Origin of the sequence: Sphingopyxis sp. Geo25, from assembly GCF_949769135.1 — a bacterium.
Classification (GTDB): domain Bacteria; phylum Pseudomonadota; class Alphaproteobacteria; order Sphingomonadales; family Sphingomonadaceae; genus Sphingopyxis.
On the sequence record NZ_CATKOZ010000001.1, the window covers coordinates 1,000,620 to 1,014,039 of the forward strand.

Consider the following 13,420-nt stretch of genomic DNA (forward strand, 5'->3'; position numbering starts at 1 on the left):
CCGCCGGAGCGGGGCTATTTCAACATCGCCTTTTCCCGACCTTACTGGTCGAGGAAGCTGCGCATCTTGCGGCTGCGGCTCGGGTGCTTCAGCTTGCGAAGCGCCTTCGCCTCGATCTGACGGATGCGTTCGCGGGTCACGCTGAACTGCTGCCCGACCTCTTCCAGCGTATGGTCGGTGTTCATGCCGATGCCGAAGCGCATGCGCAGAACACGCTCCTCACGCGGGGTGAGCGACGCAAGGACGCGGGTGACGGTTTCCTTGAGGTTCGACTGCACGGCGGCATCGACCGGGATCACGGCATTCTTGTCCTCGATGAAATCGCCGAGGTGACTGTCTTCCTCGTCGCCGATCGGCGTTTCGAGGCTGATCGGCTCCTTGGCGATCTTCATCACCTTGCGGACCTTTTCGAGCGGCATCGACAGGCGCTCGGCCATTTCCTCGGGCGTCGGCTCGCGGCCGCTTTCGTGAAGGAACTGGCGGCTGCAGCGCACGAGCTTGTTGATCGTCTCGATCATGTGGACCGGGATGCGGATCGTGCGCGCCTGGTCGGCGATCGAGCGGGTGATCGCCTGCCGGATCCACCAGGTCGCATAGGTCGAGAATTTGTAACCGCGGCGATATTCGAACTTGTCGACCGCCTTCATCAGGCCGATATTGCCTTCCTGAATGAGGTCGAGGAACTGCAGGCCGCGGTTCGTGTACTTCTTCGCGATCGAGATCACGAGACGCAGGTTCGCCTCGACCATCTCCTTCTTGGCGATGCGCGCTTCGCGCTCGCCCTTCTGGACCATGTTCACGACGCGGCGGAATTCGACCAGGCTCATGCCCGCGGCTTGCGCGATTTCGCTGATCTCGACGCGGATGCGGTCGACCGCGCCGGCTTCGTTTTCGGCGAAAGCCGCCCATTTCTTGTCGAGGCCGCCGACCTGGTCGAGCCAATTTTCTTCGAGCTCGCGCCCGACATAATTGTCGAGGAACGCCTTGCGCGGCACTTTGTGGCGCTCGGCGAGGCGCAGCATCTGGCCGCCGAGCGCGGTCAGGCGCCGGTTGTAGCTGTAGAGCTGGTCGACGAGATATTCGATCTTGGTGCCGTGGAACTGCACGCTCTCGACCTGCGCGGTGAGTTCCTCGCGCAGCTTGTGGTACTTCTTTTCCGACGCCGACGGAAATTCCTCGCCGCCCGACAGCGATTCGAGGCGCGCTTCCTGCAGCTTCTGGAACGCCTTGAAGCTCTTGGTGATGTTCGCGAACTTCTCGAGCGCGTCGGGCTTGAGCAATTCTTCCATCGCCGCGAGGCTCAGCGTATTGTCCTCGTCGTCTTCCTCGAAGGTCTCGCGCTTGCCCGACGAGCCTTCGCCATCTTCGTCGTCTTCGTCGGCCGAAGGCTCTTCCTCGACCTCGTCCTCGTCCTTGAACGAGACGCCGGCGGTCTTTTCGCTGATCTCGCCGTCGTCCTCGGCGCCTTCCTCGTCGAGATTCTCGGGCGCCGGATCCTTCGACAACATCGCCTCGAGGTCGACGATCTCGCGGAGCTGCATGTCGCCGTTGTTGAGCGCGTTCGACCATTCGATGATCGCGTTGAAGGTGAGGGGGCTTTCGCACAGCCCGAGGATCATCGTGTCGCGGCCGGCCTCGATGCGCTTCGCGATCGCGATTTCACCCTCGCGGCTGAGCAGCTCGACCGCGCCCATTTCGCGCAGGTACATGCGAACGGGATCGTCGGTGCGATCGACCGTTTCCTTCTTCTTCTCGATGGCGGGTGCGGTCAGCGAACCCGAGTTCGAGGTGACGTCGATATCGTCGTCGGCCTCCTGCTCGGCCTCTTCCTGCACATCTTCGTCGCTCTCGACGATGTTGATGCCCATGTCGCTGATCGCCGACATGATGTCCTCGATCTGCTCGGACGACATCTCGTCCTGCGGCAGCGCCGCATTGAGCTCGTCATAGGTCAGGTAACCGCGCTTCTTGCCGCGCGCGATCAGCTTTTTGACGTCGGCCTCGTTGAGGTCGATCAGCGGGCCGTCGGTGTCGGTATCGGTGTCGGCTGCGGTGTTCTTGGTGGCCATCAATTCTTCCTGCCTTGGGGCATCTGCAAAATGGTCGTCACTGGTTCGTGCTGTCGGACAGCGCGGCCAGGCGGCGGGTCAGTTCCTCATCCATGGCGCGCAGTTTTTGCTGACGCGCCAGGCCTTCGTCGTCCATCGTGCGCTGGAAATCCGCGGTCGCCTCGGCAAGCCGGGCGCGGATTTCGGGCTGGGTGACCAGCACGCCGATATATTCGTCAAGATCACGCAGCGCGATTTCGCGTGCTGCGTCAATCTCTTCGCCTTCGAGCCTGCGATTGAATGAGAAGTGCATTCCGTCGGCTCTGAGCAATGTCATCGCCCTATTATACACTTTCATTGGCTCCAATATGGCAAGCAACCCCTCGCAATCAAGCCCTTCTTGGCCATTTGCGATGTCAAGCATTGCGCGGAGCAGTTCGGCGTCGCCGGAATCGGGGATGGGGAGGCGAAACAGCTCGTCCTCGTGCCGGCGAAGCGCCTCCGGATAGCGGAGCAATCCGCCGAGCAACGCCGCGGCGAGCGGCCCGGCGATGCCGCTCTGGCTGAGCGTGCGCGTCTCCTCGCCAGGCGGCTGAAGGCGAGGGTCGGGCTGGAAGCGGCGGCCGCCGCGCTGGGGTTGCGGAGCCCAGGGGACACGCGGGCCGCGCTCGGGCTGTTTGCGGGCGAACAACGCATCGAGTTTTTCGCGGAACGCCTCGCGATAATGGTGGCGGACGTCGGCGTCCTGAATCGTGTCGGCATGGGCGAGCAGCCGGGTCTTGAGCGCCGCGCGCTCCTCGGGCGTCGCGAGCGGCCCTGCCGCGACTTCGTGCGCCCAGAGCCGTTCAACGAGCGGTTGGGCTTCCTCCAGAATATCGACAAAACCGGCCGATCCGCGCGCCCGGACGAGATCGTCCGGATCCTGCCCCGCGGGCAAGGTCGCGAAGGCGAGGCTGAAGCCCGGACGCAGCAGGGGCAGGGCGCGCATCGCCGCGCGCATCGCCGCTTTCTGCCCCGCGCTGTCGCCGTCGAAGCAGAGTATGGGCACAGGCACCATGCGCCAGATCATCCCGAGCTGGTTCTCGGTGAGCGCGGTGCCGAGCGGCGCGACCGCATCGGCGATCCCCGCCTCGGCGAGCGCGATGACGTCCATATAGCCTTCGACGACGATGATCCGGTTCGTCTGGCGCGACGCGGGGCTTGCCTTGTCGAGATTGTAGAGCGTGCGCCCCTTGTCGAAGAGCGGGGTGTCGGGCGAGTTCAGATATTTGGGCTCGCCGTCGCCGAGGATGCGCCCGCCGAATGCGATGACGCGCCCGCGCGCATCGCGGATCGGGATCATCAGGCGGCCGCGGAAGCGGTCGTAGGGCTCCTTGTCGTCGACCGCGATCAGCATCCCCGATTCGACGAGCATCGCGGTCGGAAATTTCTTGAGCGCTTCCTTCAGCGCCGAGCGGCTGTCGGGGGCAAGGCCGAAGCCGAAAGCCTTGCGCGTTGCCTCCGAAATGCCGCGCTTCGCCAGATAGTCGCGCGCCGGGGCGCCGTTGCTGCTCGCGAGCTGCGCGGTGAACCAGTCGGCCGCGGCCTGTACGACGTCGCGGAGGCTAGCCTGCTCCTCGGCCTTCTTAGCGGCGCGCGGGTCGGCGGCGGGGACTTCCATGCCGGCCTCGGCGGCGAGTTCCTTGACCGCGTCCATGAACGACAGCCCACGCTGGTCGGTCATCCAGCGGATCGCATCGCCGTGCGCGCTGCAGCCGAAGCAGTGGTAGAAGCCCTTTTCGTCGTTGATCGTGAAGCTGGGGGTCTTTTCGTTATGGAAGGGGCAGCAGGCCTTATACTCGCGCCCGGCACGCGTGACCTTCACCGTGCGGCCGATCAGGGTCGACAGCGTGATGCGCGAGCGGAGTTCGTCCAGCCATTGCGGGGTGAGGGTCATATCTTCGATATGCCTCTGCCTGCATCCGCCCGCAAGCAGGCGGCGAGCGTGTGTCTCAGGAGAGCGCCGCCTTCACCCACCCGCTCGCCTTGCTCATGTCGAGCTGCGAGCCCAGCCGGTCCTTCACCGCGGCCATCACCTTGCCCATATCCTTCAGGCTCTCGGCGCCCAGTTCGGTCACGATCGCCTTGATCGCCGCCGTCGCCTCGTCATCGCTGAGCTGCGCGGGCAGGAAGTCCTCGATCACGACGACCTCGGCCGCCTCGACGTCGGCGAGTTCCTGGCGGCCGCCCTGTTCGTACATGGCGATCGACTCGCGGCGCTGCTTGACCATTTTCTGGAGGACGTCGGTCACCAGAACATCGTCGTCGGCCGGCGCGGTGCCGGTCCTGAGTTCGATGTCCTTGTCCTTGATCTTGGCCAGCATCAGCCGGATGGTGCCGAGGCGCGCCTTGTCGCCGGCTTTCATCGCGGCGACCTGCGCAGCCTTGATGTCGTCACGAATCATGCGTGTCCCCATGGCTCACAAATTTCGGAAAGGCCCTCTCTAGCGGCAAGATTCCGAATCCGATAGCTTGTGAATCACTTTTTTGCCTCCTACTTGGTCGGCCGTTTAGCCCCCCGTCCGGAGCATGTTGAATGGCACCAGCCAACCCCTCTGCCGCGCCCAAAACCCCGCCCGCGGGCGCGACTGGCGTTCTTGTCCTTGCCGATGGCACGATCCTGTGGGGCGTGGGCTATGGCGCCAGCGGTGCGGGCGTCGGCGAGATCTGTTTCAACACGGCGATGACCGGCTATCAGGAAATCCTGACCGACCCGAGCTATGCCGGGCAGATCATCACCTTCACCTTTCCGCACATCGGCAATGTCGGCGCGAACCCCGAGGATATGGAGCGCGAAAAGCGCGCCGCGATCGGCTGCATCACGCGCGAGCTGCCGACGCTGCCCAGCAACTTCCGCAGCGTCCAGACGCTGCCCGACTGGATGGCGGCGCAGGGCCTGATCGGCCTCGCCGGCATCGACACGCGCGCGCTGACCCGCCGCATCCGCGACGGCGGCGCGCCGACCGGCGTGGTCGCGCACAGCCCCGAGGGCAAGTTCGACCTCGATAAGCTGCTGATGCTCGCGCAGGGATGGCCGGGGCTGGAGGGCATGGACCTGGCGAAGACCGTCACCCGCGAGCGGCAGGGCAGCTGGGACGCGGGCGTGTGGCATCTTGGGTCGGGATATGAGGCGTCGGATCACAAGCGCGAGGGCGATCCCGCGCCGCATGTCGTCGCGGTCGATTATGGCGCGAAGGACAATATCTTCCGCAACCTCGTGAAGGCCGGCGCGCGCGTGACCGTGGTGCCCGCGAAGACCAGTCTCGACGAGATCATGGCGCTGCGTCCCGCAGGCGTATTCCTGTCGAACGGCCCCGGCGACCCCGCGGCGACGGGCGAATATGCGGTGCCGGTGATCAAGGGTCTGCTCGAGCGCAACGTCCCGATCTTCGGCATCTGCCTCGGCCACCAGATGCTGGGCATCGCGGCGGGCGCGAAGACGGTGAAGATGCATCAGGGCCACCGCGGCGCGAACCATCCGGTGCAGCGCGTCGGCGGCGATTTCGCCGACGGCGTGGTCGAGATCACCAGCATGAACCATGGCTTTGCGGTCGATGCATCGACGCTGCCCGCCGGTGTGGTCGAAACGCACAAGAGCCTGTTCGACGGATCGAACTGTGGCATCGCGATCACCGGCAAGAACGCCTTCAGCGTGCAGTACCACCCCGAGGCGAGCCCGGGGCCACAGGACAGCTTCTATCTGTTCGAGAAGTTTGTGGGTGGATTGGCCAAATCGTCGTGACGGATATGACGATCGCGGGCGATACGGATCGCTGGATGCTGATGGGGCGTCAATCTGCGGACGGATATCCGCTGGTCGTGCGGGCGCGTGTCAAAAATGACTTCATCGTCGATTTTGAGAAGTCAAACGCTGTTTCGGCGGTGATTTGCGATTTGAAGCCGACTCTCATACAGGAAAATCGGCTTCCAACCCCGACAGGCCTTAGCAATTTGCATGATTTGGAAGACAAAGCGATCGTGGCGCTGTCGTCTTTGCAATCTCACTGCTTTCATACTGCGAGCGTCACTGGCGATGGGCGGCGCGTGCTTTATTTTGCTCACGCCAAGGGCGATGAGGTAGCCGCACTTATTTCGGGCATCGGCTCGGAAATCGCGGACGTCGAAGTCGCGTCCGATTTTGAACTTACGACTTACCGGGAATTTATCACGCCTACGCCGCTCGATATCCAACTCGATGGGGACCAACAGGTGATCGGCGCGCTCGAAGAGAATGGCAATCAAGCCGACGTTCCGAGGAAGGTCGATTTCTGGTTTTATGGCGAACCGCTCAAACTCCAGCTTTTGGCAGCCAAGCTTGAGAAGCTCGGGTTCGAGGTCGATCATTGGCTGAATAACCCAGGCGGGGTCGTTCTGAGCCGCACGATGGGGACTGAAATCAGTACCTTCCACGAACTCACACCGCAGCTGCTCGAATTGGCCGAGGAGAGTGGCGTCGAATATGACGGCTGGGAAACTTTCGCGGCGACACCCGGCAACGCTTCCCCTCATCGCGAACCGCCTGCAAAACCTCGCTCTTTTCTCAATAAACTATTCGGCGCGAAGAAAAACTGATCATGCCCAAAAGAACCGACATCCAATCCATCCTCGTCATCGGCGCCGGCCCGATCGTTATCGGCCAGGCGTGCGAGTTCGATTATTCGGGGACGCAGGCGATCAAGGCGTTGAAGGAGGAGGGCTATCGCATCGTCCTCGTCAACTCCAACCCCGCGACGATCATGACCGATCCCGATCTCGCCGATGCAACCTATGTCGAGCCGATCACGCCCGAGATCGTCGCGAAGATCATCGCGAAGGAACGCCCCGACGCGGTGCTGCCGACGATGGGCGGGCAGACGGCGCTCAACACCGCGCTGGCGCTGTTCAACGACGGGACGCTGGCGAAATATGGCGTCGAGATGATCGGCGCCGATGCCGAAGCGATCGACAAGGCCGAGGACCGGCAGAAGTTCCGCGACGCGATGGACAAGATCGGTCTGGAAAGCGCGCGCAGCGGCGTCGCACATACGGTCGACGAGGCGTTCGCGGTGCTCGAACGCACCGGGCTGCCGTCGATTATTCGCCCGTCGTTCACGCTGGGCGGGACCGGCGGCGGCATCGCGTATAACCGCGAGGAGTTCGAGCATATCGTCCGCGGCGGCCTGATCGCCTCGCCGACCACCGAAGTCCTGATCGAGGAGTCGCTTCTCGGTTGGAAGGAATATGAGATGGAGGTGGTGCGCGACCGCAAGGACAATTGCATCATCATCTGTTCGATCGAGAATGTCGATCCGATGGGCGTCCATACCGGCGATTCCATCACCGTCGCGCCGGCGCTCACGCTGACCGACAAGGAATATCAGATCATGCGCAACGCGAGCATCGCGGTGCTGCGTGAAATCGGTGTCGAAACAGGCGGTTCGAACGTGCAGTTCGCGGTCAATCCGAAGGACGGCCGCCTGATCGTGATCGAGATGAACCCGCGCGTATCGCGTTCGTCGGCGCTGGCGTCGAAGGCGACGGGCTTCCCGATCGCCAAGGTCGCGGCGAAGCTCGCGGTCGGCTACACGCTCGACGAGATCATGAACGACATCACCGGCGTGACCCCGGCGTCGTTCGAGCCGACGATCGACTATGTCGTCACCAAGATCCCGCGCTTTGCCTTCGAGAAGTTCAAGGGCGCCGAGGCGACGCTCTCGACCGCGATGAAGTCGGTCGGCGAGGTGATGGCGATCGGGCGCACGATCCATGAATCGATGCAGAAGGCGCTGCGCGGGCTCGAAACCGGCCTCAGCGGCTTCAACTTCGTCGACCGGCTGGTTGGTGCGAGCCACGAGCAACTCAAGAGCGAGCTCGCGAAGCGCACGCCCGACCGCCTGCTCAACACCGCGCAGGCGATCCGCGAAGGCCTGCCGCTCGCGGACATCAACCGCATCGCGGGCTACGACATGTGGTTCCTCGAACGCATCGCGGAGATCGTCGAGGCCGAGAACGAGGTGATGGCGAACGGCCTGCCGCGCGACACCGAAGGGATGCGCAGGCTCAAGGCCATGGGCTTCTCCGACAAGCGGCTCGCCTATCTGGCGCTGCAATCGGCGAACCTGCGCCCCGGTACGCGCCGCGCGACCGCGCATGGCAGCGGGCTGATCCACGAGGCCGTCAAGGCGATGACCGGCGGCGTGACCGAGGCCGAGGTGCGCGCGCTGCGCCACAAGCTCGGCGTGCGGCCGGTGTTCAAGACGATCGACACCTGCGCCGCCGAATTCCAGGCCCAGACGCCCTATCTCTATTCGACCTATGAGGCGCCAACCTTTGGCAAGCCCGAGAATGAGGCGAACCCGAGCGATCGCAGGAAGGTCGTCATCCTCGGTGGCGGTCCGAACCGCATCGGGCAGGGGATCGAGTTCGATTATTGCTGTTGCCACGCGTGCTTCGCATTGGAAGAGGCGGGCTATGAGACGATCATGGTCAACTGCAACCCGGAGACGGTGAGCACCGACTATGACACGTCGGATCGCCTCTATTTCGAGCCGCTGACCGCAGAGGATGTGCTCGAAATCCTCAACGTCGAAATGTCGAAGGGCGAGCTTGTCGGGGTGATCGTGCAGTTCGGCGGCCAGACGCCGCTGAAGCTCGCGCAGGCGCTGGCCGAAGCGGGAATCCCGATCCTCGGCACTTCGCCCGACGCGATCGACCTCGCCGAAGACCGCGAGCGCTTCGCGGCGCTGGTCAACAAGCTGAAGCTCAAGCAGCCCGAGAATGGTATCGCGCGCAGCCGCGAGGAAGCCGTCGCGGTCGCGGCGCGCATCGGCTATCCGGTGCTGACGCGGCCTTCCTATGTGCTCGGCGGCCGCGCGATGGAGATCGTCGACGATCAGGCGCAGCTCGAAAATTATATCGAGACCGCGGTCCAGGTGTCGGGCGATTCGCCGGTGCTGATCGACCGCTATTTGCGCGACGCGATCGAGGTCGACGTCGATGCGCTGTGCGACGGGACCGATGTGGTGGTCGCGGGCGTGCTCCAGCACATCGAGGAAGCCGGGGTCCATTCGGGCGACAGCGCCTGCTCGATCCCGCCCTACAGCCTTCCGCCGCATATCGTCGCCGAAATCGAGCGCCAGGCCGATGCGCTGGCGCGCGCGCTGGGCGTTCGCGGCCTGATGAACATCCAGTTCGCGGTTAAGGACGAGGATGTGTACCTCATCGAGGTCAATCCGCGTGCCAGCCGCACCGTGCCCTTCGTTGCTAAGGCCGTTGGTTCGCCGATCGCCAAGATCGCGGCGCGCGTGATGGCGGGCGAGAAGCTCGCCGACCTGCCGAAGATCAATCGCGACATCGCGCATGTCGCGGTCAAGGAAGCGGTCTTCCCCTTCGCGCGCTTCCCCGGCACCGACCCCGTCCTGTCACCGGAAATGAAGTCCACCGGCGAAGTCATGGGAATCGATCGTAATTTCAACCTTGCATTCGCCAAGGCGCAGCTCGGCGCGGGCGACCGCCTCCCCACGGAGGGGCGCCTGTTCGTGTCGGTGAAGAACAGCGACAAGCCGCGCATCGTCGGTGCGGTGAAGCAGCTCCGCGCCTGGGGCTGGAAGGTGATCGCGACCGGCGGCACCGCCGACTATCTCGCGCAGCAGGGTATCGAGGTCGAACGCGTCAACAAGGTCGCCGAGGGGCGGCCGCATATCGTCGACCGGATCAAGGACGGCGACGTGCAGCTGATTTTCAACACGACCGAAGGCTGGCAGTCGCTGCAGGATTCGCAATCGATCCGCGCCTCGGCGCTGGCTGCCGACATCGCCTATTATACCACCGCTGCGGCGAGCGATGCCGCGACGCAGGCGATCGGGGCGCTGCGCGCGCATAGTCTTGAAGTAAAGCCGCTTCAGGACTATTATTGAGGGTACCGCTCCACCTCCCCGACATTACGGAAACAGCGGCTCAGCCGCTCGGCGCTCAACCGCCGAGGCAGGATTATTGACGAAGGACAACAGGATAATGGCAAGCGTTGAAAAGGTTCCGATGCTGCAGGAAGGCTATGAGAAGCTGAGCACCCAGCTCGCGGCTCTGAAGGCCGAGCGACCCCTGATCGTCGATGCGATCGAGGAAGCGCGCGCGCATGGCGACCTTTCGGAAAATGCCGAATATCACGCCGCGAAGGAACGTCAGGGTCAGGTCGAAGCCTCGATCGGCGACCTTGAGGATCGTCTGTCGCGCGCCCAGATCATCGACCCCACGACGCTGTCGGGCGACCGCATCGTCTTCGGCGCGACCGTCACGCTCGCCGACGAGGATGACAAGCCGGTGCGCTACCAGATCGTCGGCCAGGCCGAGGCGGACGCGAAGGACGGCAAGATCAGCTACAACTCGCCGCTTGGCCGCGCGCTGATCGGCCGCAAGGTCGACGACGAGGTCGAAGTGACCGTGCCGTCGGGCGACAAATATTATCTGGTGACGAAGATCGAGTTCGTCTGAGCCGGGGGCGAACGGAGCCAAGGCGATGAAGCCGCAAGATGCGCCGCTGGTCACGGGCTACGCGCTCGCGTGCGTCGTCGTCTTTCTCCTGACCTGGGTCAGCGGATATCAGCTCGACGCATTCATCCGTGCGGGCTTCATTCCCGCGCGGTTCGGCAGCGAGCTGATCGCGTCGCCGGGCACGATGGTGCCCTTTATCCTGACGCCGCTGACCTCGGCCTTCCTGCATGCGGGTTGGCTCCACCTGATCTTCAACTTGATCATCCTGCTGTTCATCGGCCGCCAGCTGGAGGCGCCGCTGGGCGCGAAGGCGATGGGGGTGCTGCTCGTCGTCGGGGCTTATGCCGGCGCGTTTGCGCAATATCTGGCCGATCCCGCATCGGCCATGCCGATGATCGGGGCCAGCGGTGCGATTTCGGCGCTGATTGCGGTGTTCGCGCTGATCTTCAGTCGGTCGCAGACGAAGGCGATCGGACCGATCCCCGCGCATTGGGTGCGGGCGCTGTGGCTCGCGCTGGCGTGGATCGGGTTGCAATTGCTCCTTGGATTCAGCGGCGGCGGCGATTTCGGCGCGGTTGCGATCTGGGCGCATGTCGGCGGCTTCCTCGCTGGTCTGCTCCTTGCGCGTCCGCTGCTGCGCTGGCGCTTCGGGGGGCGTTAGGCGAGCAGCCCGCCCGCCAGCAGCATCGCGACGCGCACGTCGATCCCGCACCCTTCGGCGCGTTTCGCTGCGACGAAATCCTCGATCCCGTCCAGCGGCACCCGGTGGACGATGATATCCTCGCCATCGACGCCGCCGCCTTCGCCGACCTTCGTCAGGCCGGTCGCGACGAGCAGCGTGAAGCTTTCGCTGACCATCCCCGGCGAGCTGAAGAATTCGCCAACCGTGCGCCAGTTTGCGGCGCGATAGCCCGTTTCCTCCTCAAGCTCGCGCTCGGCCGCAATTTCCGCCGCCTCGCCGCTGGCGTCGTCGCCGACAAGCCCCGCGGGCAGTTCGAGGCACTGGACCTTCAACGGTACGCGATATTGTTCGACCAATATGATGTGGCGCCCGTCCGCGGCCTCGTCGATGGCAAGGATCACCGCCGCGTGGATGCCGCGCGAGCGCGAGACATATTCCCACGTTCCTTGCTGCTTGACGGTGATGAAGCGGCCTTCCCACCGCGTCTCGATGGGGGTGTCGGGGGAGGGGCGGGTCATATCTTATCCTGTCGTCATTGCGAGCGAAGCGGTGCCGGAGGCGGCCGTTGGCCAACCAATCCAGAGCGGTGCGCGCCGCTCTGGATTGCCACGCGGCTTTGCCGCTCGCAATGGCGAAGAAATTAAAGCTCGATCAGCCGGTCGGGCAGTTCGTTCGGATTCTCGCTGCCGCGCGGAAAATGTGCGGCGAGCACGACGCCCATCTGGCGCACCGCCTCGGCCAAGCCCTCGCCGGGCTTGCCCGCGCGCACGCGGTCGATGAGCGCCACCATCGCATCGCCCCAGACCTCGGGAGCGACCTTCGCCGCGATCGCCTCGTCGGCGACGATGTCGGCGCGATGCTCGCGCAGGCTGACGTACAGGAGGACCCCGGTGCGCCCGAGCGTCTTTGCCTCGGTCCCGACCTTGAACAGGTCGATCGCGCGCGCACGGACGCGGGCCGCAAGGATCGCGCGCGGGGTCAGCCAGATGCGCAAGGGGCGCCACAGCAGGATCAGCCACATCCCGATCCACTTCAGGACGCCCACAGCGATCACTGTCCCGAGCCATTGATTGGCGGTCAGTTCATGCCCCCAACCGCCGGTCAGGCGATCGTAAAGCCCCCGGTAGAATTCCGGAAACAGCGCGATCACCGACATGGCAAGGAAAGCGATGACGCTCGCCCAGACCAGTGCGACATCGTCGTAATCGTTCGACTGTGCCGCGATGACGGTGACGATCTCGCCGCTCGTCTGATCCTCGGCCGCGGCAACCGCGGCTGTGACGAGGTCGTGATCGGCGGCGCTGACGTGACTGACTTTCATGGCTCCGTTCCCCTACCAGCCGCCCGAGGCACCGCCGCCGCCGAAGCTGCCGCCGCCGCCCGAAAAGCCGCCGCCACCGCCCCAGCTCGATCCGCCGCTGCCCCATGAGGAGCCTCCCGAAGAGCCGCCGCCCCAGTCGTCGCCACCCCAGATGATGATCGGACCGCCGCCCCATGGACGGTTGCGGCGATGCTTCCTGCCGCGCCGCCCGAAGGCGGAGAGCATCGGCAGGATGAAGAAGAAAAAGACGATGAAGCCGATGAAGATCAGCCCGCCGATGTCGCCGTCGTCGGCGCGGTCGCGCTCTTCCGCTTCAATCTGTGCGGCGCGCGCGGCCGCCTCTTCAGGGGTGAGCTGAATCTGCTCCGAAATCGCTTTGACCCCGGCATCGATGCCGCCGGCAAAATCCCCTTCCTTGAAGCGTGGAGTGATGTCATTGCGGATGATACGCCCCGCGTGAATATCGGTCATCACGGCATTGAGACCATAGCCGACGCCGATATGGACACGCCGATCGTTCGGCGCGACCAAGAGAATGACGCCGTCGTCGAGTCCCTTGCGACCGATGCCCCATTCGCGTCCCAAGCCGATGCCATAGTCTGCAATGTCGTAGCCATCGAGCGACTTGACGGTCGCGACGACCACCTGATGCCCGGTCTTTTGGTCGATTGCCTGCAATTCGCTGTCGAGTGCAGTCTCCTGCTCCGGGGACAGCAGTTCGGCTTGATCGACGACCCGGCCGGTCAGCTTGGGGAAGGTCTGCGCCGATGCCGGGAGCGCGAGCGCCAACAACAGCAGCGCAAAAGGCCAACGAAACGTACCGCGCGACATCGAGCGCCGGCTGTCGGCGAGGATCAGTGG

At 64.3% G+C, this 13,420-nt stretch carries 11 protein-coding genes; 5 read left to right on the plus strand and 6 right to left on the minus strand.

Translation table 11 applies throughout. From position 1 onward, the window contains the following. Window positions 1-41 precede the first annotated feature (41 nt). Genes rpoD through QOL68_RS05015 form a run of 3 tightly spaced genes read right to left on the minus strand, consistent with a single transcriptional unit; the run spans window position 42 to window position 4,492 of the window. Entirely contained in the window at window positions 42-2,069 is a 2,028-nt protein-coding gene (gene rpoD / locus QOL68_RS05005) for an RNA polymerase sigma factor RpoD (RefSeq protein ID WP_282947495.1), read from the minus strand. 37 nt (window positions 2,070-2,106) lie between these two features. Continuing rightward, complete coding sequence (gene dnaG / locus QOL68_RS05010; RefSeq protein ID WP_282947497.1) at window positions 2,107-3,984, minus strand: DNA primase; 1,878 nt, start codon at window positions 3,982-3,984, stop codon at window positions 2,107-2,109. 55 nt (window positions 3,985-4,039) lie between these two features. Next, window positions 4,040-4,492: a GatB/YqeY domain-containing protein gene (locus QOL68_RS05015; protein ID WP_282947499.1), complete on the minus strand. Its 453-nt coding sequence runs from the start codon at window positions 4,490-4,492 to the stop codon at window positions 4,040-4,042. Between the two features lie 131 nt (window positions 4,493-4,623). On the opposite strand from QOL68_RS05015, the gene carA reads away from it, so the two are divergent. The 5 genes from carA to QOL68_RS05040 all read left to right on the plus strand — a co-directional run bounded on the left by carA (window position 4,624) and on the right by QOL68_RS05040 (window position 11,217). Then, window positions 4,624-5,829: a glutamine-hydrolyzing carbamoyl-phosphate synthase small subunit gene (gene carA / locus QOL68_RS05020; protein ID WP_282947500.1), complete on the plus strand. Its 1,206-nt coding sequence runs from the start codon at window positions 4,624-4,626 to the stop codon at window positions 5,827-5,829. A 5-nt stretch (window positions 5,830-5,834) separates the two neighbouring features. Then, a complete protein-coding gene (locus QOL68_RS05025) occupies window positions 5,835-6,659 on the plus strand; it encodes a ribonuclease E inhibitor RraB (RefSeq protein WP_204994140.1) in 825 nt (274 codons plus the stop codon). A gap of 2 nt (window positions 6,660-6,661) precedes the next feature. Continuing rightward, window positions 6,662-9,982 carry a carbamoyl-phosphate synthase large subunit gene (gene carB / locus QOL68_RS05030; protein WP_058453941.1) on the plus strand — a complete coding sequence of 1,107 codons (3,321 nt, stop codon included), beginning with the start codon at window positions 6,662-6,664 and terminating at the stop codon, window positions 9,980-9,982. Window positions 9,983-10,079: 97 nt separating this feature from the next. Next, entirely contained in the window at window positions 10,080-10,556 is a 477-nt protein-coding gene (gene greA, locus QOL68_RS05035) for a transcription elongation factor GreA (protein ID WP_058453940.1), read from the plus strand. Between the two features lie 25 nt (window positions 10,557-10,581). Further along, window positions 10,582-11,217: a rhomboid family intramembrane serine protease gene (locus QOL68_RS05040; RefSeq protein ID WP_282947504.1), complete on the plus strand. Its 636-nt coding sequence runs from the start codon at window positions 10,582-10,584 to the stop codon at window positions 11,215-11,217. Here the strand turns inward: QOL68_RS05040 and QOL68_RS05045 are convergent. From QOL68_RS05045 to QOL68_RS05055, 3 genes are all read right to left on the minus strand, one after another. Beyond that, a complete protein-coding gene (locus QOL68_RS05045) occupies window positions 11,214-11,756 on the minus strand; it encodes an NUDIX hydrolase (protein ID WP_282947506.1) in 543 nt (180 codons plus the stop codon). The two genes, QOL68_RS05040 and QOL68_RS05045, sit on opposite strands and share 4 nt — an antisense overlap. Window positions 11,757-11,878: 122 nt before the next feature. Then, a complete protein-coding gene (locus QOL68_RS05050; protein WP_282947508.1) occupies window positions 11,879-12,559 on the minus strand; it encodes a TPM domain-containing protein in 681 nt (226 codons plus the stop codon). Window positions 12,560-12,571: 12 nt separating this feature from the next. Beyond that, a complete protein-coding gene (locus QOL68_RS05055; RefSeq protein ID WP_282948266.1) occupies window positions 12,572-13,390 on the minus strand; it encodes a TPM domain-containing protein in 819 nt (272 codons plus the stop codon). Window positions 13,391-13,420: the final 30 nt, after the last annotated feature.